Genomic DNA, 20,222 nt, shown 5'->3' with positions numbered 1-20,222 from the left:
GCGAAGGGTCCAGCCGCCATGACTTCGTCCGTCCCACCGGTTCCATCCGTTACACCGCAGGACCCGATACCCGACTCCTCGGGCCGCGTGGAACTCGCCCCCGGCACCGTTCCCGCCGACAGCCGGTTCGTCAACGCGGACCTGTTGCCCGTGCCGCTGGAACGGCGCAGCTGGACGACGTACAACTTCACCGCGCTCTGGGTGGGCATGGCCCACAACATTCCGTCCTGGCTGCTCGCCTCCGGCCTGGTGGCCCTCGGCATGGACTGGAAACAGGCCGTGCTCACCATCGCGCTGGCCAACCTGATCGTGCTCGGGCCCATGCTGCTCACCGGGCACGCCGGGCCCAAGTACGGCATCCCCTTCCCGGTGCTGGCCCGCGCCTCCTTCGGACTGCGCGGCGCCAATCTGCCCGCCCTGATCCGGGCCGCGGTGGCCTGTGCCTGGTTCGGCATCCAGACCTGGATCGGCGGCGTCGGCATCTTCACCCTGCTGGGGAAGATCTTCGGCGGCTGGGCGAAGGCGTCCGAGATCGGCGGCCAGCCGTGGACGCTCTGGCTCTGCTTCGTCCTCTTCTGGGCGCTCGAACTCGCCATCATCTACCGGGGTATGGACGCTCTGCGACGGTTCGAGAACTGGGCGGCACCCTTCGTCATCGTCGGCGCCGTCGTGCTGCTGGTCTGGATCGCCGTCAAGGCGGGAGGCCTCGGCCCACTGCTCGACCAGCCCTCCGAGCTCGGCTGGGGCAAGGAGTTCTGGCCGGTCTTCTTCCCCTCACTGATGGGCATGATCGCCTTCTGGGCCACGCTCTCGCTGAACATCCCCGACTTCACCCGCTTCGGGGCCGGCCAACGTGCCCAGATCCGGGGCCAGTCGCTCGGCCTGCCGACCACGATGACGCTCTTCGCCCTGCTCTCCGTCCTCGTCACCTCCGGATCGCAGGCGGTGTACGGGGAAGCCATCTGGGACCCGGTCCAGCTCGTGGCGCGGACCGACAACGTCTTCGGGCTGCTCTACGCCCTGGTGACGGTGCTCGTCGCGACGGTCTCCGTGAACATCGCGGCCAACGTCGTGTCGCCCGCGTACGACCTGGCGAACCTCGCGCCCCGGTTCATCAACTTCCGTACGGGCGCGCTGATCACGGGCGTCGTCGGCGTCCTCATCATGCCGTGGAAGCTCACCGAGACCCCCGAGCTGTACATCTTCACCTGGCTCGGGCTGGTCGGCGGACTGCTCGGAACGGTCGCGGGCATCCTGATCGCCGACTACTGGATCGTCCGCCGCACCGTGCTCGACCTCGCCGACCTCTACCGCCCCGGCGGCCGTTACTGGTACACGAACGGCTGGAACTGGCGGGCGGTCGTGGCGTTCGTGCTCGGCGGCGTCCTCGCGATCGGGGGCTCCCACTCCGCCCCCGGGGCGGGCCCGTTCCCGGCCGACGGCCTGATCCCGTTCCTGAAACCGCTCGCTGACTACGGCTGGGCGGTCGGGCTCGCCTCGTCGCTGGTGCTGTACGTGGCGCTCAGCGGGCGGTCCGGCGTCACACCGGCGCGGACGTACGGCCCAGCAGGGCGCTGATGTCGTACGTCTGATCCGGCGGCGGCGTGGTCGTGGGCACCGGCTTGTCGAAGGCCGAGAAGCCGACGACCGCGTCCGCCCCGTCGCCCTGAACGGTGATCCTCAGGGGGTACGGCTTGCCGGTGGCGGCGACGTACGTGGTCAGTGTCCGGCCGTCCCGCATCCTGATCAGCGGCACCACCGGAGCCCCGTCGAGCGTGGTCTTGTGGCCCTTGTTCAGCGTCCCCCGGTCGTTGTCCGCGTTGTCGCTGACCAGCTTCCGGAAGGTGTCCAGGTCACAGCCGTTCGACAGATCGCGCAGCCGCGGGTCGTCCGCCGATCCCTTCATGTAGCGCCCGTTCAGGATCGCGGCGAAGGCCGAACCACCACCGGGGACCTGGTTCTTCCAGAAGTTCGCATCCGGCTTGACCCAGACGTCGTCGCCGCGCTTCACGATCCGGACCGACCCCTGGCTGTGGCCCAGATCCACCGATCCGGCGCAGTTGCCGTCCCGGTCCAGGGTGAGCTCCAGCGTCATCGGCGGGGTGCTGTTCCCCAGCTCGCCGCGGGCGCTCAGATGCAGGGAACGGGCGCCCAGGAGGGCGTCGCGGGAGCGGTCCGCGATCTGCTGCGCGGAGAGCTTGTCGATGCCGTTGTCCGCCCGTGCCGCACCGCCGCCCATGACGCTGCCGCCGGTGATTCCCAGCACGACGACCGCCGCCCAGGCGGCCCGGCGTGTGCCGCTGTGTCGACCGGTCACGTCGCCTCCCTGGTAGTACCCGTAGGGCCTGTTCAGGTGCCATCCGATTCTTCCGAGCGTACGCCGGGGCGGATGCGGTCGCGCGGCGGAGCGCACCCCCGGCGACGCATACGCAGTGTGAGGTTTTGCCTCGTTTTGGGGCATGGAGGGTGGGGGACGGTTGTCGGCGCACCGAGTTCACCACCAGCGAGGAGGAACAGGTACATGAAGCTGTCGATGGGGAGTGTGTCCAGGGCCGTGCTCCGAGGAGCCGTCGTGGCCGGGGCGGCCACCGCGCTCGCCGTTCCCGCCACTGCCGCGACCGCCCTGCCGGCCGTGGCGACGCCGCCCGGCCTGTCCTGCGACACCGGCAAGCACGAGATCGACGACTACACGGGCTTCGCGCTGTGCCGCAACGACGGCAGCACGGCGCAGACCTTCTGGGTGCACCTGGTCTGCGGCTGGTCCCCGGACGTGGACGGCGAGCACGTCACCCTCAATCCCGGACAGTCCGGTCAGTCCACCGCGCACTGTGCCGGTATCGGCACCGGCATCGGCGAGATCAGCGTCCAGCCGTAGGCGGTGCGGGACGCGTGGGCCGCACCGGCACGTCCGCCGGTGCGGCCGCTGCGGCGCTACGGAACGCTCCGCTCCAGCAGCCGGGGCAGCGCGGCGGCCAGCCGCTCCCGCAGAAGGTCCGGTCCGCCCTCCACCCACGGATGTCCGGCGCGGAACGCGGACCAGTCCACCAACCAGTCCAGCACCGCTCCGGGCGTGAATCCCGGCGCGTGCGGTCCCAGCACGGTGCGCAGCAGGCGGGGCGACAGACGGGTCGCGTGGTGCTCCGCGAGCAGCACCGCGTCGTACAGGTCCTTGGCCCCCGACCGACCCTCCGCCTCCTGGTCCTCGGCGAGCCACAGCAGCTTCCAGGCGAGCGAGAGCCCCGGACCCGCGGTGCGGACCGGCGTCGGGGGCCCGCCGTCACCGCGCGGGCAGGCCGTCCACTGCGGGGCCCGGGGGAGCCTTTCGTCCTGGGCGAAGTCCATTCGCAATTCGCCCGGCGGCAGCCCGTCTGCCTCCCAGGGGACGACGACACGCACCCCGGGCGTCTCGTACGCCCGGTACATCCACGTGCCGTCCGACTTCACCCGGAGCGGATCGATACGAATCCCCGCGGGGAGCGGCGGACCGGCCGCCAGGGCGGCCACGACCTCCTCGGCGGGGGAGGCCGACGGCTCCCACTCCTCGGACTCGATCCAGCGCAGCCCCTCCGGCGCCGGCACCGGCCGGATGCCGCCGGTTTCATGGCACTCGCCGTCCGTCAACAGCTCGGGAGAGGCCCCGCCGTGCGCGGCCTCCGGCCACTGCTGGACGGCCTCCAGCCCGTTGACGTACGGGTAGGGATCCAGGCCGTCGACGAAGCAGTCCGACGGCTCCAGCACGATCCAGTCCAGGTCGCCCGGCTCCCGCGCGGCTGCGCCCACCCACGCCTGGAGCGGGACGCTGCCGCGCAGGACCAGACCGTCGCCCCACGGCGACTCGGCGATCACGCGCAGCAGATGGTCCTGGACGGCGCGCCGGGCGGCCCGCCAGCGCGGCGCGAGCGACGGGTCCTCGTACGCCGGTTCCCCGGGAACGGGCCGGGTGTCCGCGCTCACAGCGAGGCCCCGGCCCGCTCGTCCAGCCAGCCGGCGTCCACCGCCGGACGGTCGTCGTGCACCACGAACTCCTCCTCGACCTCCAGCACTTCGAGCCCGGCGGCGGCAAGCCCGCCCAGCAGCGCGTCGAGCTCGGCCCTCGCCTCCGGACGGCCCACCCCGTGGCAGCGCTGCGTGACGAACCGCTCGTGGCGTCCGGGGCCGGTGGTGCGGCGGGCATTGCGCGACAGCCGCGCGCGGTGCCGCTCGGCCACCGCCCGTGCGACAGCGACCTGCGGCTCACCGGTCAGCAGCAGCTTGACGTGATGCTCGAAGTGGCAGTCGGGAGCGAGCGCGGCGGCCTCGTCGGCCGTCCGCGGTATGTCCTCGTTCCACGGAGCGGCCTCGATCTTCACGCGTATGACGGGGAAGCCCGCAGCGTGCAGCTCGGCCGACCGGAGGCCGGCGGCGGCCCGCTGCGTGGAGAGCGAACCCCGTCCCCGTTCGGTCAGCATGGGCTGGTCGGGCGTGGCACCGTGGTCCAGGAGGATCCGGGTGAGCTTCAGGCCGTTGCGTTCCGCCCAGCGCCCCAGCCGGTCGGCCTCCCGCGCGCCTCCCGTCCCACCGTCGGCGCGGGGATCGAGACGCACCGTCAGATGTGTCTCGAACTCGCCTTCGAACTCCGCCTCCACGCGCCCTCCACCAGTACTTTTCGCCGTTCTCTTCCGCCGCAGAACGTAGCAAGCGGCACTGACATCCCCCGGATGCGACCGGGCGTTCCCAGGAACGCGCGCGAGACGCGCCCCGGCCGGTTTCCACCGAACGGTTGAGCGGACCGCTCATTCGTCGTTACCCTCCGGTAAGTTCGTTCGGGCGTAACAGGCGCGCTGCGCACAGGCCCTGCGCAGGTGTCCCGCGACACGAGGAAGGCGGTCAGCCCATGTCCTCAACGGAAGCGGTGGAAACCACCGAACCGGCCGGCCCGACGGGGCTGGCCGACAGCGCACGGGAGCTGGCCGAGGGCCGTACCACCTCGGCCGAGCAGGTGTCCGCAGCCCTGCGCCGCATCGAGGCGAGCCAGGGCACCCTCAACGCCTTCCGGCACCTGCGTGCCGAGGCCGCGCTCGCCGAGGCCGCCGAGGCCGACCGCCGGCTCGCGGCGGGGGAGCGGCTGCCGCTGCTCGGCGTACCGGTCGCCGTCAAGGACGACACGGACGTCGCCGGGTTGCCGACCCACTTCGGCTGCGACGGCGATCTTCCGGCCGCGACCGCCGACAGCGAGGCCGTACGCCGGCTGCGGGCGGCCGGGGCGGTGATCGTCGGGAAGACCAACTCCTGCGAGCTCGGCCAGTGGCCGTTCACCGAGGGCCCCGCCTTCGGCGCCACCCGCAACCCGTGGCACACCGGCCACACCCCCGGCGGCTCGTCCGGTGGCTCCGCCGCCGCCGTCGCGGCCGGTCTGGTGCCCGCCGCGCTCGGCTCGGACGGCGCGGGGTCCGTACGCATCCCGGCGGCCTGGACCCATCTCGTCGGCATCAAACCCCAGCGCGGCCGGATCTCCGGGCACCCGCGCATCGACGCCTTCCAGGGCCTGACCGTCAACGGACCGCTCGCCAGGACCGTCGCCGACGCCGCGCTGCTGCTCGACGCGGTGGCCGGTTCCCACCCCGACGACCAGCACCGGCCGCCGCCCGTCGCCGCCGCGGCCGCCGCCCGCCGAGACCCCGGCCGACTGCGCATCGCCCTCGCCTGGCGCCCCCCGCTCACCCTCACCGGCTCCGCGCCCCACCCCGATGTGCGACGGGCCGTCCTCGAACTGGCCGAGGCCCTCGCCCGCCTGGGCCACGACGTCGAGGAAGCCAGGCCCCGGTACGGGCTGATCGGCCTCGGGTTCGTCCCCCGCGCCACCGCCGGGATCGCCGAACTCGCCGCCCGCCACCCCGACCCCGCGCTCCTCGACCCGCGTACCCGCAGCGCACTGCGCACCGGCACCCGGCTCGGCGGCCGGGCGGTACGGGCGGCCAGGGGGCGCGAGGTGCGCCAGCACCGCAGGATCGGCGGGTTCTTCCGCCCGTCCCGGGCCGCCGCCGGGTACGACGTACTGCTCACCCCGACGACCGCCCTGCCGCCGCCCCCGATCGGCCGCTTCGACGGGCTGAGCGCCTGGCGCACCGATCTGGCGATGACCGAGGCATGCCCGTACGCCTGGCCCTGGAACGTACTGGGCTGGCCCGGCATCAACGTACCGGCCGGGTTCACCGCCGACGGGCTGCCCGTCGGAGCGCAGCTGCTCGGCCCGTCCCGCAGCGAGGAACGGCTGATCTCCCTCGCCGCCCAGCTGGAGGCCGACCGGCGCTGGTACGAGCACCGGCCCCCGGCCCCGCCCGCCCGGTCCGGGCCGGGGCCGGTGCGCTGACCACCTCCTGTTCCCGCCCGTGGCCGCCCCCGGGCCCGGGGGGTGTCCCTCCCCGTTGTCGCTCGCACCTGAGCGCGGGAGGCGGGATCATGGGCAGGGAGCGGATGGGTGGTGTCAGGTATGGCGTGTGCAGGCCCGCAGCAGGAGCCCGGCGAACCCTCGCCGCCCAGCACATCCCGGCACTCCCACGACACGGCGAACGACGCGACCGTGGTGGTCGCCGGCACCGGAACGGTCGTCGGCTGGACGCACAGCGCTCAGGAGCTGCTGGGTTACCCGGCCGGGGAGGTGGTCGGGCGGTCCGCCGGCTTCCTGCTCGCCATGCCCGAGGATCCGGTACGGGTGGCGGGGATCGCCGAGCGCTGCCGGGCGGGCGTGGGATGGCGGGGCGTCGCGGACGTGCGGCGGCGCGACGGCAGCCGGATCGAGGTGGACCTCCGGGTCTCGGCCTCGTTCCACCTGGACGGCCGGGAGTGCTTCCTGGTCTCCGGAAGCGAACGGCGGCCGGAGTGGACGGTCGGGCAGTCCGTGCTGGACGCCTTCCTGTACGGTTCGCCGATCGGCATGGCGGTGATGGACCCGGATCTGCGCTACGTCTGGGTGAACGACACCCTGGAACGCTTCGGCGGTGTCCCGCGCGAGCACCGGGTGGGCCACCGGCTCAGCGATGCGCTCCCGGGACTGGAGACCGAGGCCATCGAGACGCTGATGCGCGGTGTGCTGGACACCGGGATTCCCGTCATCGACTACGAGTACCTGGGCTGGACCTGGGCCGATCCGCGCCGCAAACGCGCATACTCCACCTCGTACCTCCCGCTCACCGACAGCGAGGGCACGGTCACCGGCCTCTGCTACATGGTCCTTGACGTCACCGACCGGTGGAACGCCCAGCAGCGCCTGGCCCTGGTCAACGACGCCGGAGCCAGCATCGGCTCCACCCTGGACGTGAGGCGCACGGCCCAGGAACTGGCCGACTTCGCGGTGCCGCGGTTCGCCGACTTCGTCATCGTCGACCTGCTGGAGCCGGTCGCCGCCCCCGGTGCGGCCGGCCCATGGCCACTGGGCACGGGGCTGTCCGGTGCGGAGCTGGTCCGGTCGGGAGCCTTCACCGCCTCGTCCCAGCCGAGGATGCGCCGCGCCGGGATGAGCTCGGTGCGCGAGGGCTGTCCGGAGGCGATCCGCCGGGTCGGGGACCCGGTGGACTTCGTCCCCCCGCCCCACGACATGCGGTACCTCATCGACGGCGAACCCCTCCTCATCCCGGTCCTCGACCCCGACAACAACCTGTGGGCGGCCGAACAGCCCGCCAGGTCGGCGAGCATCCGCGAGTACGGACTCCATTCCGTCATCTGCGTACCCATGCGGGCCCGCGACACCGTGCTCGGCCTGACCACCTTCGTACGGTCGGTGAACCCTGCCCCTTTCGAACCGGAGGATGTGCTTCCGGCGCGCGAGATGGTGGCGAGGGCCGCCCTGTGCGTGGACAACGCCCGCCGCTACACCCATGAGCACGCTGCTGCGCTGACCCTCCAGCGCAGCCTGCTCCCGCACACACTGCCGGGCGGAATGACCCTGGACGTGGCCTCCTCCTACCTCCCGGCGGACGCCAAGGACGGTGTCGGCGGCGACTGGTTCGACGTGATCCCGCTGTCCGGCGCCCGGGTCGCCCTCGTCGTCGGCGATGTCGTCGGCCACGGCATCGCCGCCGCGGCCACCATGGGGCGGCTCCGCACCGCGGTGCACACCCTCGCCGACATGGACCTGCCGCCCGACGAACTCCTCGCCCACCTCGACGACCTCGTGCTCCGGCTGAGCGACGAGGAATCCGAGAGCGGGGAGCAGGACACACCCGTACTCGGCGCCACCTGCCTCTACGCCGTCTACGACCCGGTCACCCAGCGCTGCACCATGGCACGCGCCGGCCACCCGCCGCCCGTCGTCGTAGCCCCGGACGGCCGCATCACCTTCCTCGAACTGCCCGCAGGACCGCCCCTGGGCCTGGGCGGGCTGCCCTTCGAGACGGCGGAGACCGAACTGCCCGAGGGGAGCCTGATCGGCCTCTACACCAACGGCCTGATCGAGGGCAGGGACCAGGACCCCGAACTCGGCATGTCCCGCCTCGGCGGCGCCCTGGCACAGCGCGGACTTCCGCTCGACGCCCTGTGCACGATGGTCGTGGAACAGCTGGTCCCGGTGCCCCAGCCCGACGACGTGGCCCTGCTGCTCGCCCGTACCCACGAGCTGAGCGCCGACCACATCGCCTCGTGGGAAGTGCCCGCCGACCCGGCCGTCGTCGCCGGTGTCCGGGCCCGGACCGCCCGCCAGCTGAGCGACTGGGGCCTGGAGGGGCTGGAGATGACGACCGAGCTGATCGTCAGCGAACTGGTCACCAACGCGGTGCGCTACGCCAGCGGGCCGATCCGGATCCGGCTGCTGCGCCAGTCCGTCCTGATCTGCGAGGTCGCCGACACCAGCAGCACCTCGCCCAGGCTCAGGCACGCCCGCACCACGGACGAGGGCGGCCGCGGGCTCTTCCTCGTCGCCCAGCTCACCCGGCGCTGGGGCACCCGCTACACAGCCGACGGCAAGATCATCTGGACCGAGCAGGAACTGCCCCGGCCGGTACCGCCGACGACGGGAGACTGAGACCGCGACCGGCCTCACGGCACCCGAGCGGTCCATTCCCCGGTGCCGAACTTCGTCCGCACCAGCTCCTGCGCCCGCACCATCTCCTCGTCCGTCACCTTGCCCCGGGTGAGGCCGTGCCGGCCACGGAAGGAGTCGATCATCCGCTCGATGACGGCCTCGCGCGCCAGCCCCGTCTGACGGCGCAGCGGGTCGACGCGCTTCTTGGCGCTCTTGGTGCCCTTGTCGGAGAGCTTCTCCTTGCCGATCCGCAGCACCTCCAGCATCTTGTCCGCGTCGATGTCGTACGACATGGTCACGTGGTGCAGCACGGCACCTTCCCCGCCGACCACACGCTTCTGGGCCGCGCCGGCGATCTTCCCGGCCTCCGTGGCGATGTCGTTGAGCGGCTGGTACCAGGCCTTGATGCCCATCTCGCCGAGCGCACCGAGCACCCAGTCGTCGAGGTAGGCGTAGCTGTCGGCGAACGAGAGCCCGGAGACCAGGGCGTCCGGGACCGACAGCGAGTACGTGATGGTGTTGCCGGGCTCCACGAACATGGCCCCGCCGCCGGACACCCGGCGCACCACCGTGACGCCGTGGCGTGCGGCGCCCTGCGCGTCGACCTCGTTGCGCAGGGACTGGAAGCTGCCGATGATCACGGCGGGGGAGTCCCACTCCCAGACCCGCAGCGTCGGCGGGCGGCGCCCGGCGGCGACTTCCGCGGTGATGACCTCGTCGAGGGCCATGTGGAGCGCGGGGGACTGCGGCGCCTCGTGGATGAGCTGCCAGTCGTAGTCGCTCCATTCGGTGGCGTGCGCGAGCGCCCGGCGTACGGCGACGGCGACGCCCTCGGAGGTGAGGCCGAGCATCACGGTCGAGGCGGGGAGTGCCGCGTCGATCCGGGCGGCGAGACCGGCGGTGTCGGTGTTGGCAGGTGCGCCCTCCAGCGCCGCGTCGATCGCGAGGATCGCCTCGTCGGGTTCGAGGAAGAAGTCCCCGGCGACCCGTACGCCGCGCAGTGCGCCGCCCTCGACCTCGAGATCCACCACGACGAGCTTGCCGCCGGGGACCTTGTACTCACCGTGCACGGCCCTGCCTCCACATTTGTCCGACTGCTCTGCCATTCGGTACCGAACACCCATAACGCCTGCACTGTGCGGTTTAGTTCCCGTGCTTGCCGTGCTTGCCGTGCTTGCCGTGCTTGCCGTGCCCGCCGTGCTTGCCGTGCCCGCCGTGCTCGCCGTGCCCGCCGTGCTCGCGGTGCCGGACGCGCCCGGACTCTACGGGGTGCCGGGCAGCGATGCCCGGACGGTGAGCCCGCCACCGGGGTTGGGGGTCAGGGCCAGCTCGGCGTGGTGGGCGCGGACGATGCTGGCGACGATCGCCAGGCCGAGGCCGTGGCCGCGGCGTGTGGAGTCCTGTTCGGCCAGGCGCCCGCTGCCGCGCAGGAACGGCTCGGTGAGGCGGTCGACCGAGTCGGCCGGCGGCGGACCGGTGTTGGTGACGGTCAGGAGGGCACGGCCGGGGCGTGCCGGGTCGGGACCGGTGGTCAGGGAGAGAGATCCGCCGGTGGGCAGGTTGTGCCGTACGGCGTTGTGGAGCAGGTTCAGGGTCAGCTGGCGCAGCAGTACGCCGTTGCCGGTGGCCGGGGCCGGGCGGATGTCGACGGAGAGCGTGATGTTCCGTGCCCCGGCCTCCTCGCGGACGGCGTCGACGGCTCCCCGGGCGGTGTCGGCGAGGTCCAGGTACTCCATGGTGGGCGGGGTGTGGTCGAGGGCGGAGAGCTGCAGCAGGGCGTCGGTGATGTCGATGCCGCGCTGATTGGTCTCGCGGAGCCGGGAGACGAGTTGGCGGTAGTTCTGGCCGTCGGGGTCGGCGACGGCGACGTCGAGCATGGTGCGGCTCACGGCGAGCGGTATGCGCAGTTCGTGCGAGGCGTTGGCGGCGAAGCGCTGCTGGGCGTCGAAGGACCGCTGGAGGCGGGCGAGCATGTCGTCGAAGGTGTCGGAGAGTTCGGTGAACTCGTCGCGCGGGCCCGTGAGTCCGATGCGGTGGTCCAGGGAGCCGTCGGCCGCCCGGCGGGCTGCCCGGGTGATGTCCTGGAGGGGGCGCAGGACACGGCCCGCGATGAGCCAGCCGGCGCCGAGCCCGACCAGTGCCAGGAGCAGCAGGGCGACCGCCGAGGCCTTGGCCAGCGCCCGGAGGATGTCCGGACGGGTGGCGATGGCCGCGGCCTGCGGGTTCACGTCGGCCAGCGGGTAGTACGGCACGAAGCGCATCGCCAGATAGACCACGATCAGGCTGAGCGCCCCGGCGACGACGACGAAGAGGGCGTAGGTGAGGGTGAGCTTCATCCGGGCGGTCAGCCGCCGCGGCCGCCCGGACGGCGCCGTGCCTTCGGACGGGCGCACGGACGGGCGCGTGCCGGCGTCCTGGTGGGATGTCGGCCGGCGGGTCACCGGTCGTGCCCGGCCGAGTCGTCGAGACGGTAGCCGAAGCCGGGCACGGTGTGGATGGCCGACGGTTCAGTTCACCGAGCCGTTTGCGGAGCGTGGACATGGTGATGCGGACCGCGTTGGTGAACGGGTCGGCGTTCTCGTCCCAGGCCCGCTCCAGCAGCGTCTCCGCGCTGACGACGCCGCCGCGCGCGGTCATCAGCACTTCCAGGACGGCGAACTGTTTCCTGGTGAGCGCCACGTATCTCCCGTCCCGGAAGACCTCCCGCCGGAACGGGTCCAGCCGGATTCCGGCGCACTCGATGACCGGAGGCGTACTGTCCTTGGGCCGGCGGGCCAGTGAGCGGAGCCGTACGACCAGTTCTTTCAGGTCGAAGGGCTTGGTCAGGTAGTCGTCGGCGCCGAGCTCGAACCCGGTGACCTTCTCGTTCAGGAGGCCCGCCGCGGTCAGCATCAGCACCCGGCAGCCGAGGCGCCGCGCCACGATCGCCCGGCACACGTCGTCGCCGCGTGTGCCGGGGATGTCGCGGTCGAGCACGACGACGTCGTACTCGTTCACATCGAGGCGTTCCAGTGCGGTGTCGCCGTCCCCGGCGATGTCGGAGGCGATGGCTTCGAGCCTCAGACCCGCCTGCACCGCCTCGGCGAGATACAGCTCGTCCTCGACAATCAGCACCCGCATAGGGCCTCTCCTGCTCTGTGGCTCACCCGGCCGGTCGCCGGCCCGTCCGGCCGTTCCTGTTCCAGCGGTCCGGGATGACCGTCCCTATTGGAGCGGTCCGGACATATCGAAAACGTATCGGGAAATCGAAACGGTCCGACAACACGGTCCACCGTTGACTCCTGGCCATCGGTCCGCTGCACCCGCCGCCCGTACGAGATGCCCGGAGGCCACCATGCACGACAGCCGCACCGACAGCCGCTCCGCCACGGCAGCGCGCCGCTTTCCCGGCCGGACGACGGCGGGAGTGGGCGCGGTCCTGGTGGTGGCACTGTCGGTGGCGTGGGGAGTGACGACGACCCGGAGCGAACCGGCCGCGCACGCCGACAGCGCGACGGCGGACCAGGAGCCGGGCGGCGGCGGAGCGACTGCGGAGGGCGCCAGGGAGGGTGACACTCCGGACGGCCGTGAGCTCACCCCTTTCGACACCCGCTACCCAGCCGTCGGACGGCTGGACGAACGGCTGCTGAAGGCCGTGCAGGAAGCGGCCCGGGACGCCCGCGACGACGGCATCGAATTCAAGGTCACCTCGGGGTGGCGCAGCAGGGAACACCAGCAACGCCTGCTGGACGAGGGCATCGAGAAGTACGGAAGCGCCGAGAAGGCGAGGCAGTTCGTGAACACCCCGCAGAAGTCGGCACATGTGTCCGGCAAGGCGGTCGACATCGGCCCGACCGATGCCGACGACTGGCTCATCCGCAACGGCTCCGACTACGGCCTGTGCCAGGTCTACAACAACGAGATGTGGCACTTCGAGCTCCTGACCGGCCCCGGCGGCACCTGCCTGGCTCCCCTGAGCAACGCGGCCGGCTGACCGGCGCCGTGCTCGGCCCCCGTGAGTCAGTGCCCGCTTCCGAAGGACATGTCATGACCGATCTGCGCGAGGACCCCTACCCGGATGTGTACGTCGGAGGCGGATTCTCCGATCCCGCCGGGACACCGTTGCCCGAGCCCGAGCCCGAGCCCGAGCCCGAGCCCGAGCCCGAGCCCGGAGCTGGCCGGCACGGACCGGGACGGGCCGGGGACCGGATCCTGAGTTCCGCCGCCGTGGTGACGGGGTTGGTGATGGTCTGCCACCCGCTCGTGCCCGACTGGCCGGGCAACGCGGGCAGCCTGCTCGAAACCGTGCTGCCCTGGACCGGACTGGCCGTACCGGTGCTGCTCCTGGCCGCCCTGATCCGCAGGTCGGTGCCGGCAGTCGTCGCGACCCTGCTTCTCGGCGCCGCGTGGTCGGCCATGTTCGCGTCCCCGTACTTCGGTGGGCGGGGCGATGCCGAGCCGAACCTCACCGTGGTCACCCACAACGTCGACGCCGCCAACCCCGACCCCGCCGGGACCGCCCGTACGCTGCTGGCCGCCAGCCCCGACCTGGTGGCCCTGGAAGAAGTCACCGACGAAGCCCTGCCCGCCTACCGCAAGGTGCTGGACCGGCGGCTCACCCACCGCGTGCGCATCGGGACCGTCGCCCTGTGGAGCCGCTATCCCATCACCGAGTCCCGGCGCGTCACCATCGACCCCGGCTGGAGTCGCTCCCTGCGTGCCCTGGTCCGGGGGCCGAACGGCCCGCTCGCCGTGTACGTGGTCCATCTGCCCTCGGACCGGGTCGGCGCGTCCGGTTTCGCCGTCGCGCGGCGCAACGAGACCATCACCGCTCTCGACCGGGCCGTCGACCAGGAGCGGGAGAAGAAGGTCCTCCTGCTGGGCGACCTCAACGGCGCCACCGCCGATCGTGGCCTCGCGCCGCTGACGTCCCGGCTGACGTCGGTCAAGGACAGGGTCGGTACCGGCTTCGGCTTCAGCTGGCCCGCGGCCTTCCCGGTCGCCCGGATCGACCACATCCTCACCCGGGGCGTCACCCCCACCGACGCCTGGACCCTCCCCGCCACTGCCAGCGACCACCGGCCGATCGCCGCCGCCTTCAAGGCGTAGAAGGCGCAGGCGCGGAGCCCACCGGGCCCCTTGCGAAATCCGCTTCGGGCACACTGGGCCGCGACCGTTCGGCCGGACGTTACGGGGTGGGGATCGTGGACGAACAGCAGCCGGGCCGCGTGAGCGGAGCAACGGCGGCCGGGCAGCGTACGCACGGCCGGACGGACCTTGCGAAGCGACTGCGGCAGCTCCGCCTGCCGCTGCCTCCGAAGAAATCGACGCTCCGTCAGCGTCCGGGCAGGTCGGGTCGCATGAAGCCGACCGACACCGCGGACGCCACCCGCGCCACCGTCCGGAAGGTCCTCGGACTCCGCCTCGCAGGGGACACCGAAGCGCTCACCGCGCTCTTCGCCGACGAGGTCGACCGGCTGCTCGCAGAAAGCCCTTCGAGGGTCCCTTCGCGCTGAGCCCCACCGCGGAGGGCGGCCGGATCACCCGGCTTCATCTGTACGAGAACAGCCTGTCGATCTCGCAGGCACGCCCTGACGGCGTGGGCGCCGCCCCGGTCCGGCAGCCTCAGGCGCGGCCCCGAGGCTGTTGCCCCGTGTCCGGCGCCGGCTCCCCGGCATCCTGACGGCCCACGGTCTCGCCGCGGATGACACGGGGCGCCCCCGCTTCACCTCCGGCGCCCCCGGTCTCCTTCATGGCCTTCGCCTCGGCCTTGAGGATGCGGGCCGACTTGCCCGCGGAGCGCGCCAGATCGGGGAGGCGCTTGGCGCCCAGAAGGACTATCACCACGATCAGAATGATCGCGATCTCGCTGATTCCGAACATCAGTCGTCACCACCCTCGTCATCGCCGTCGTCATCGTTGTCGCCCTCGAAGAAGTCCCCCACCTCGTCCACGACTTCGGCGGCGACCATGCCTCCGACGACGCCGACGGCGAGCCCGGCCGCCCCCACCGCGACGGCCGTTCCCAGGCCCGGACCGGAGCGGTGACCGCCGCCGTGGTCCTCGTGGTGGCCGTGGCCGGGCTCGTGGCCGTGGTGCCCGGCATACGGGTCGCCGTGCCCGTACGCCGAGCCGGCCGCGTACGCCGACCGGTGCTCGATCAGCTGCTGGAGCCAGCCTTCGACGAGCGCCCGCCAGTCCTGATGGTGGATTCCGGCGTGCGCGACCGTGAACCGGGTGAGAGCGTCGTGCCCGTCGGAGAACGGTCCGCCACGCCTGTCGGCCTCCAGGACCACCTCCATGCCGCCGGCGGTGGCGAGGAAGGTCACCTCGATCTCGTCGACCGCGTGCGCGTACTGCGGCGGCGGGGTCAGCTCGATCTCCTGGTAGAAGGGGAGTTGCTGGCCGGTGCCGCCGATGCGGCCGTACTCCAGATCCGCGGACCGGAAACCGAAGCCGAGCTGTCCGAACGCTTCGAGGATCACCTCCTGCACCGGCAGCGGGCTCACCATGAGCCGGTCGAGATCGCCCTTGTCCTTGGCCCCGGCGACCGCCAGCTCCGTGTGCACGCCGAGCACGATGCCCAGGCTCTGCCCGTACAGCTCGGTGATCGGCGTCTCCCACGGCAGCGTGACCGTGAACGGCACGGTGAGCAGTTCGCCTTCGGCCAGTCGGAAGCCGCCGCCGACGGTGAAGCGCTCGAAGGCCACGACGCGCTCCTCCTCGCCCTCCTCGTGCTCGGCCTCCACCTGCGCGACGAGCTCCAGCGCGATGTGGTCGATGTCGAAGTCGGCACTGCCACCCTTGAGATGGACCTGGCCGGACAGGGGGCCGCCGGGAGCGGCCGCCCCGGTGGTGAGGACGGTGTCGACGGTTGGACCGCCCACACCGAGCGAGCCGAGCAGTCGTTTGAACACCATGGCGGCGTCCACTCCCTTACGTGCGTACGAGGGGTACGGGGGAGCACGGGTACGCCGAGAGAGGGTCCCGTGCTCTACAGACGTGTAGAGCATAGGGCTGGTCACGGGGCTTCCGGAGCCGCGAGGGCCCGGCGGGCGGGAAAGTCCGAAAAGGATCGCTCAGGCAGACCGGGCAGCCGCTTGACGAGCGCGTTTTGCCATGCTTTTACTCGGCGCGCTGTCGCTCGCGACGGCAAACGTAAACGGTCCGGGGCCGTGTGGTGCGTGTGCACCGCACGGCCCCGGACCGTCGGACGGGGGTGTCCCGGCTCGGCCGGGGGTCAGCCCTTGCGGGCCTTGACCTCGTCGGTGAGCTGGGGAACGACCTGGAAGAGGTCACCGACGACGCCGTAGTCCACGAGGTCGAAGATCGGCGCCTCGGCGTCCTTGTTGATCGCGACGATCGTCTTCGAGGTCTGCATCCCGGCCCGGTGCTGGATCGCACCCGAGATCCCCGACGCGATGTACAGCTGCGGAGAGACGGACTTACCGGTCTGGCCGACCTGGTTGGAGTGCGGGTACCACCCGGCATCCACCGCCGCACGCGACGCACCCACGGCCGCACCGAGCGAGTCCGCGAGCGCCTCGATCAGCGCGAAGTTCTCCGCACCGTTGACACCACGGCCACCCGAGACCACGATCGCGGCCTCGGTCAGCTCCGGGCGGCCCGACGCCTCACGCGGCGTCCGCGCGGTCACCCTCGTCCCCGTCGCCAGCGCCGAGAACGCCACGGGCAGCACCTCGACCGCACCCGCGGCCGCGAACGCCTCGACCGGGGCCGAGTTCGGCTTCACCGTGATCACCGGCGTACCCCGCGACACCCGCGACCGCGTCGTGAACGACGCCGCGAACGCCGACTGCGTGGCCACCGGACCCTGCTCACCGGCCTCCAGATCCACCGCATCGGTGATCAGACCCGAACCGATCCGCACCGCGAGCCGCGCCGCGATCTCCTTGCCCTCCGCCGACGACGGCACCAGCACCGCCACCGGCGACACCGCCTCGTACGCCGCCTGCAACGCATCCACCTTCGGCACCACGAGATACCCGGCGAACTCCGCATCCTCCGCCGTCAGCACCCGCACCGCACCGTGCTCACCCAGCACCGCCGCCGTACCGGAAGCACCCGCACCCACCGCGAGCGCCACCGGCTCACCCAGCCGACGCGCCAGCGTCAGCAACTCCAGCGTGGGCTTGCGAACCGCACCGTCCACGTGATCGACAAAAACCAGAACTTCAGCCATGGGACTTCAATCTCCTGCGAGTAACGAAGAAACAGGGGGAACACAACCCGAACCCGAACCGACAACACGGCCACGGAACCAGGACCGCGGAGTGCGGGAAACAGGTCAGATGAACTTCTGGCCCGCCAGGAACCCGGCCAGCTGCCGGCCGCCCTCACCCTCGTCCTTCACGATCGTGCCCGCCGTACGCGCCGGACGCTCCGCCGCCGAATCCACCACACTCCAGGAACCCTCCAGACCGACCTCGTCCGCCCCGATCCCCAGATCCTCCAGATCCCACGACTGAACCGGCTTCTTCTTCGCCGCCATGATCCCCTTGAACGACGGGTAACGCGCCTCACCCGACTGGTCCGTCACCGACACCACCGCCGGCAACGACGCCTCCACCTGCTCCGAGGCACTGTCACCATCACGACGGCCCCGCACCACCCCGCCCCCGACCGACACCTCGGACAGCAACGTCACCTGCGGCACACCCAGACGCTCCGCCAGCAACGCCGGAACCACACCCATCGTCCCGTCCGTCGACGCCATCCCCGAGACCACCAGGTCATACCCGGCCTTCTCCACAGCCTTCGCCAGCACCAACGACGTACCCATCACATCACTGCCGTGCAGACCCTCGTCCTCGACGTGAACCGCCTTGTCCGCACCCATCGACAACGCCTTGCGCAACGCGTCCTTGGCATCCTCCGGACCCACCGTCAACACGGTGACCTCCGCATCGTCCGCCCCGTCCGCGATCTGCAACGCCTGCTCCACCGCATACTCATCGAGCTCCGACAGCAGACCGTCCACATCCTCACGGTCCACCGTCAGGTCATCGGCGAAATGCCGGTCACCGGTGGCGTCGGGCACGTACTTCACACAGACAACGATCCTCAAGCTCACGCCGGCTCTCCTACCTGGGTGCGGTTCGTAGGAACGACATTATGGCACTCAGTACCCTCTGTAAAGGTACCCGGTGTCGGAATCGGCCTTCCGGTGCTACGTTCCCGGCATGACTGACGCGCGCAGACCAGCGAAGAAGGCACCTATGCGGGAGGTGCTCGCCGAGGCGGCCTTCCAGCTCTTCCTGGAGCGGGGCTTCGAGCAGACCACGGTGGACGACATCGTGGCGCGGGCCGGGGTCGGGCGCCGGTCGTTCTTCCGGTACTTCCCGTCCAAGGAGGACGCGGTCTTCCCGGATCATGAGCGGTGCCTCGCCGACATGACCGCGTTCCTCGCCGAGGCCCGCGACGCCGACCCGGTGGACGCGGTGAGCGACGCGGCCAGGCTGGTGCTGCGCATGTACTCCGCCAACCCGGAGTTCTCCGTCCAGCGGTACCGGCTCACCCGGGAGGTCCCCGGACTGCGTACGTACGAACTGTCCGTGGTGCGGCGGTACGAGCAGACGATGGCCGGATATCTGCGCGGCAGGTACGGGGAGTCGGGCGACGGGGCGCTGCGCGCCGAGGTGATCGCCGCGTCCGTGGTCGCCGCGCACAACAACGGGCTGCGGACATGGCTGCGTTCGGGCGGCGAGGGGGACGCGGAGGCCGCCGTCGACCACGCCCTCGGGATGGTGCACCGGGTGTGGGGAAGCGAGGCGGAGGAGGGTGCGGCCATGCCTTCGGCCGACGGTGATGTGGTGGTGATGGTCGCCTCGAAGGGTGCTCCGATGTGGCGCGTGGTGCAGCAGATCGAGTCCGCCATCGGGCAGGTCTGATCCTTCAGGGGGCCGGATCAGTCTGGCACTGAGTGTCTTTACTGTCCGGCACTCAGTGCCCTATGGTGCGGACGCGTCGACGCGCAGGTACGGCGCACCCGAGCCGAGCACAGGGGGTCGAACTGTGTCCCAGTCATCAAGTGGCGCCGTGGAGACGGTGCATGAGGAAGCCGGCCTGGAGTACCACCGGTGCCGCTGGTGCGGCACGGCCTCCTTCCGCAAGCTGCTGTGCCCGGTATGCGCGTCGGGCGACCTGAAGCCCGAACGCAGCGCCGGCCTGGGTGTCGTGGTGCGGTCCGGCGTCGTCCACCGCTACACGGATGCCGCACGCAACGAGTCCCTCGTCCGGCTTCCCGAGGGCTTCGTGTTCCGCTGCCGCGTCGTCGGTGCCGCGCCACACCTGGTGGTGGCCGGCGCCCGGGTCCGCCCGGTCGCCGAGGGCGACGCGGACACGGGTGAGGTGGTCTTCGAGCTCTGCGAACCACCGGCGCGTGACGAGTGGTTCTGATCCGTCCCGCGCGCGACGAGTGGTTCTGATCAACGGCGTACAAGGGCATACGCCGTGGGGGCCGAGAGCGTTCTGACGTCGGGTCGGCGACGTCACGGGCGATTGCCCGGCGTACGCGGAGGAAGCGCCCCGAGCCGGTCGAGATGCCGCTGCCGTCAGTGCGCTGATCGCCGAGGGCGGGGCCGTGCGGATGTCGGGGGCGAAATGAGGGGAGTGGTTGGGCGGTAGGTGCCCGGGGGAGACGGCCCACTGCTTGGGGCCCGCGGTTCCGAACATCCAGTAAGCCAGGGGGATTTCGGCCTCAACGTGCAAGGTGAGGCCCGCGTCGCCGTGCAGGGGGAGGTCCTCGGCCGCCATCGACGGCGGCCAGGTGCCGACCCGTTGCGGGCCGTACGGAACGGTGTGTACCTCGCGGATCGCCCGGGTCGCGGCGGGATCGCCCCACAGTGCGGATGAGCGGGACACCGTTGTGAGGTCCGGTTCGCGCGGGCAGGCCGAGGCGCCGCACTCGGCCCGTACGATGCGCTCCACCGCCGTCAGCGCGCGGCGGCGTGTGAGGAAGGCGCGGTGGGCCTCGACGGTCTCGCTCGGGTAGATCGCTAATGGTGGAGTCGGGTATTGGAACTGTCCGAATGCCTCTGCTTTCGACGCGCTTCACATGGGTCCCCGGTGTGCCGGACCTTTCTCAGGTCATGTCAGTGCGAGGGTCGAGGGCCCAGTGGTTGGTTCGTAGGACTCGACCGGCGAAGGGCACGTCCTGCTCGCCCAAGAACCTGAAACCGAGGGAGCGGCAGATACCGTTTGACGGAGCGTTCCTTGTGGCCGGAAA

At 71.4% G+C, this 20,222-nt stretch carries 18 protein-coding genes and 2 pseudogenes; 9 read left to right on the top strand and 11 right to left on the bottom strand.

From position 1 onward, the window contains the following. Positions 1-18 precede the first annotated feature (18 nt). Positions 19-1,578, top strand: a complete 1,560-nt coding sequence (locus tag OHA19_RS07740) for an NCS1 family nucleobase:cation symporter-1 (RefSeq protein WP_405749747.1) — start codon at positions 19-21, stop codon at positions 1,576-1,578. On the opposite strand, the gene OHA19_RS07735 is transcribed toward OHA19_RS07740, so the two are convergent. Beyond that, on the bottom strand, positions 1,541-2,317 hold the full coding sequence (locus OHA19_RS07735; RefSeq protein WP_405718298.1) for a hypothetical protein: 777 nt from the start codon (positions 2,315-2,317) through the stop codon (positions 1,541-1,543). The genes OHA19_RS07740 and OHA19_RS07735 overlap by 38 nt on opposite strands. A 204-nt stretch (positions 2,318-2,521) precedes the next feature. On the opposite strand from OHA19_RS07735, the gene OHA19_RS07730 reads away from it, so the two are divergent. Next, positions 2,522-2,875 carry a hypothetical protein gene (locus OHA19_RS07730; RefSeq protein ID WP_405718300.1) on the top strand — a complete coding sequence of 118 codons (354 nt, stop codon included), beginning with the start codon at positions 2,522-2,524 and terminating at the stop codon, positions 2,873-2,875. 56 nt (positions 2,876-2,931) lie between these two features. Here the strand turns inward: OHA19_RS07730 and OHA19_RS07725 are convergent, their stop codons facing one another. Both OHA19_RS07725 and OHA19_RS07720 read right to left on the bottom strand, forming a co-directional pair. Then, positions 2,932-3,954, bottom strand: a complete 1,023-nt coding sequence (locus OHA19_RS07725) for a nucleotidyl transferase AbiEii/AbiGii toxin family protein (RefSeq protein ID WP_405718303.1) — start codon at positions 3,952-3,954, stop codon at positions 2,932-2,934. Continuing rightward, positions 3,951-4,625: a hypothetical protein gene (locus OHA19_RS07720; RefSeq protein ID WP_405718306.1), complete on the bottom strand. Its 675-nt coding sequence runs from the start codon at positions 4,623-4,625 to the stop codon at positions 3,951-3,953. The genes OHA19_RS07725 and OHA19_RS07720 overlap by 4 nt, the downstream gene beginning before the upstream one ends. Positions 4,626-4,873: 248 nt before the next feature. Here OHA19_RS07720 and OHA19_RS07715 point away from each other — a divergent pair, with 248 nt between their 5' ends. Together OHA19_RS07715 and OHA19_RS07710 are read left to right on the top strand one after the other, a co-directional pair. Next, on the top strand, positions 4,874-6,349 hold the full coding sequence (locus tag OHA19_RS07715; RefSeq protein WP_405718309.1) for an amidase: 1,476 nt from the start codon (positions 4,874-4,876) through the stop codon (positions 6,347-6,349). A 120-nt stretch (positions 6,350-6,469) separates the two neighbouring features. Beyond that, positions 6,470-8,995 (top strand): SpoIIE family protein phosphatase, encoded by a 2,526-nt coding sequence (locus tag OHA19_RS07710; protein WP_405718312.1) that lies wholly within the window; start codon positions 6,470-6,472, stop codon positions 8,993-8,995. A 14-nt stretch (positions 8,996-9,009) separates the two neighbouring features. Here the strand turns inward: OHA19_RS07710 and OHA19_RS07705 are convergent, their stop codons facing one another. The 3 genes and pseudogenes from OHA19_RS07705 to OHA19_RS07695 form a co-directional block, all read right to left on the bottom strand. Then, positions 9,010-10,065, bottom strand: coding sequence for a biotin/lipoate A/B protein ligase family protein (locus OHA19_RS07705; RefSeq protein WP_405718314.1), 1,056 nt, complete (start codon positions 10,063-10,065; stop codon positions 9,010-9,012). A gap of 192 nt (positions 10,066-10,257) precedes the next feature. Next, the gene (locus OHA19_RS07700; protein WP_405749745.1) at positions 10,258-11,388 is read right to left on the bottom strand and encodes a sensor histidine kinase; all 1,131 of its coding nucleotides are present in this window, start codon (positions 11,386-11,388) and stop codon (positions 10,258-10,260) included. Between the two features lie 44 nt (positions 11,389-11,432). Further along, positions 11,433-12,115 (bottom strand): annotated as a pseudogene (locus tag OHA19_RS07695) (response regulator transcription factor). Positions 12,116-12,329: 214 nt separating this feature from the next. Between OHA19_RS07695 and OHA19_RS07690 the strand changes: the two are divergent. From OHA19_RS07690 to OHA19_RS07680, 3 genes are all read left to right on the top strand, one after another. Continuing rightward, on the top strand, positions 12,330-12,968 hold the full coding sequence (locus OHA19_RS07690; RefSeq protein ID WP_405718320.1) for a M15 family metallopeptidase: 639 nt from the start codon (positions 12,330-12,332) through the stop codon (positions 12,966-12,968). Positions 12,969-13,021: 53 nt separating this feature from the next. After that, a complete protein-coding gene (locus tag OHA19_RS07685) occupies positions 13,022-14,083 on the top strand; it encodes an endonuclease/exonuclease/phosphatase family protein (protein ID WP_405749743.1) in 1,062 nt (353 codons plus the stop codon). 251 nt (positions 14,084-14,334) lie between these two features. Beyond that, positions 14,335-14,490: a hypothetical protein gene (locus tag OHA19_RS07680; RefSeq protein ID WP_405718326.1), complete on the top strand. Its 156-nt coding sequence runs from the start codon at positions 14,335-14,337 to the stop codon at positions 14,488-14,490. A 109-nt stretch (positions 14,491-14,599) separates the two neighbouring features. Here OHA19_RS07680 and OHA19_RS07675 read toward each other — a convergent pair whose 3' ends face one another. The 4 genes from OHA19_RS07675 to OHA19_RS07660 form a co-directional block, all read right to left on the bottom strand. After that, positions 14,600-14,857 carry a twin-arginine translocase TatA/TatE family subunit gene (locus OHA19_RS07675; protein ID WP_405718328.1) on the bottom strand — a complete coding sequence of 86 codons (258 nt, stop codon included), beginning with the start codon at positions 14,855-14,857 and terminating at the stop codon, positions 14,600-14,602. Continuing rightward, positions 14,857-15,894: a sporulation protein gene (locus OHA19_RS07670; RefSeq protein ID WP_405718331.1), complete on the bottom strand. Its 1,038-nt coding sequence runs from the start codon at positions 15,892-15,894 to the stop codon at positions 14,857-14,859. The genes OHA19_RS07675 and OHA19_RS07670 overlap by 1 nt, the downstream gene beginning before the upstream one ends. Positions 15,895-16,214: 320 nt before the next feature. After that, positions 16,215-17,177 carry an electron transfer flavoprotein subunit alpha/FixB family protein gene (locus tag OHA19_RS07665; protein ID WP_405709350.1) on the bottom strand — a complete coding sequence of 321 codons (963 nt, stop codon included), beginning with the start codon at positions 17,175-17,177 and terminating at the stop codon, positions 16,215-16,217. Positions 17,178-17,282: 105 nt separating this feature from the next. Continuing rightward, on the bottom strand, positions 17,283-18,068 hold the full coding sequence (locus OHA19_RS07660) for an electron transfer flavoprotein subunit beta/FixA family protein (RefSeq protein ID WP_405709352.1): 786 nt from the start codon (positions 18,066-18,068) through the stop codon (positions 17,283-17,285). A gap of 109 nt (positions 18,069-18,177) precedes the next feature. On the opposite strand from OHA19_RS07660, the gene OHA19_RS07655 reads away from it, so the two are divergent. Both OHA19_RS07655 and OHA19_RS07650 read left to right on the top strand, forming a co-directional pair. Then, positions 18,178-18,885 (top strand): TetR family transcriptional regulator, encoded by a 708-nt coding sequence (locus OHA19_RS07655; RefSeq protein ID WP_405718334.1) that lies wholly within the window; start codon positions 18,178-18,180, stop codon positions 18,883-18,885. A gap of 148 nt (positions 18,886-19,033) precedes the next feature. After that, positions 19,034-19,393 (top strand): Zn-ribbon domain-containing OB-fold protein, encoded by a 360-nt coding sequence (locus OHA19_RS07650; protein WP_405718337.1) that lies wholly within the window; start codon positions 19,034-19,036, stop codon positions 19,391-19,393. Positions 19,394-20,078: 685 nt separating this feature from the next. Here OHA19_RS07650 and OHA19_RS07645 read toward each other — a convergent pair. Then, positions 20,079-20,222: pseudogene (locus OHA19_RS07645) on the bottom strand (N-acetyltransferase); the annotation flags it as partial.

The organism is Streptomyces sp. NBC_00012 (genome assembly GCF_045040875.1).
Classification (GTDB): Bacteria; Actinomycetota; Actinomycetes; order Streptomycetales; family Streptomycetaceae; genus Streptomyces.
The sequence above is the reverse complement of the archived record's forward strand: the minus strand, read 5'-3'. Positions and strand labels throughout refer to the sequence as shown.

What these genes read in the sequence shown, in the direction of transcription:
- OHA19_RS07685 (WP_405749743.1), top strand. Translation starts at nt 13,022, where the DNA reads ATGACCGATCTGCGCGAGGACCCCTACCCGGATGTGTACGTCGGAGGC.
- OHA19_RS07665 (WP_405709350.1), bottom strand. Translation starts at nt 17,177, where the DNA reads ATGGCTGAAGTTCTGGTTTTTGTCGATCACGTGGACGGTGCGGTTCGC.
- OHA19_RS07730 (WP_405718300.1), top strand. Translation starts at nt 2,522, where the DNA reads ATGAAGCTGTCGATGGGGAGTGTGTCCAGGGCCGTGCTCCGAGGAGCC.
- OHA19_RS07655 (WP_405718334.1), top strand. Translation starts at nt 18,178, where the DNA reads ATGACTGACGCGCGCAGACCAGCGAAGAAGGCACCTATGCGGGAGGTG.
- OHA19_RS07740 (WP_405749747.1), top strand. Translation starts at nt 19, where the DNA reads ATGACTTCGTCCGTCCCACCGGTTCCATCCGTTACACCGCAGGACCCG.
- OHA19_RS07710 (WP_405718312.1), top strand. Translation starts at nt 6,470, where the DNA reads ATGGCGTGTGCAGGCCCGCAGCAGGAGCCCGGCGAACCCTCGCCGCCC.
- OHA19_RS07675 (WP_405718328.1), bottom strand. Translation starts at nt 14,857, where the DNA reads ATGTTCGGAATCAGCGAGATCGCGATCATTCTGATCGTGGTGATAGTC.
- OHA19_RS07670 (WP_405718331.1), bottom strand. Translation starts at nt 15,894, where the DNA reads ATGGTGTTCAAACGACTGCTCGGCTCGCTCGGTGTGGGCGGTCCAACC.
- OHA19_RS07690 (WP_405718320.1), top strand. Translation starts at nt 12,330, where the DNA reads ATGCACGACAGCCGCACCGACAGCCGCTCCGCCACGGCAGCGCGCCGC.
- OHA19_RS07680 (WP_405718326.1), top strand. Translation starts at nt 14,335, where the DNA reads ATGAAGCCGACCGACACCGCGGACGCCACCCGCGCCACCGTCCGGAAG.
- OHA19_RS07715 (WP_405718309.1), top strand. Translation starts at nt 4,874, where the DNA reads ATGTCCTCAACGGAAGCGGTGGAAACCACCGAACCGGCCGGCCCGACG.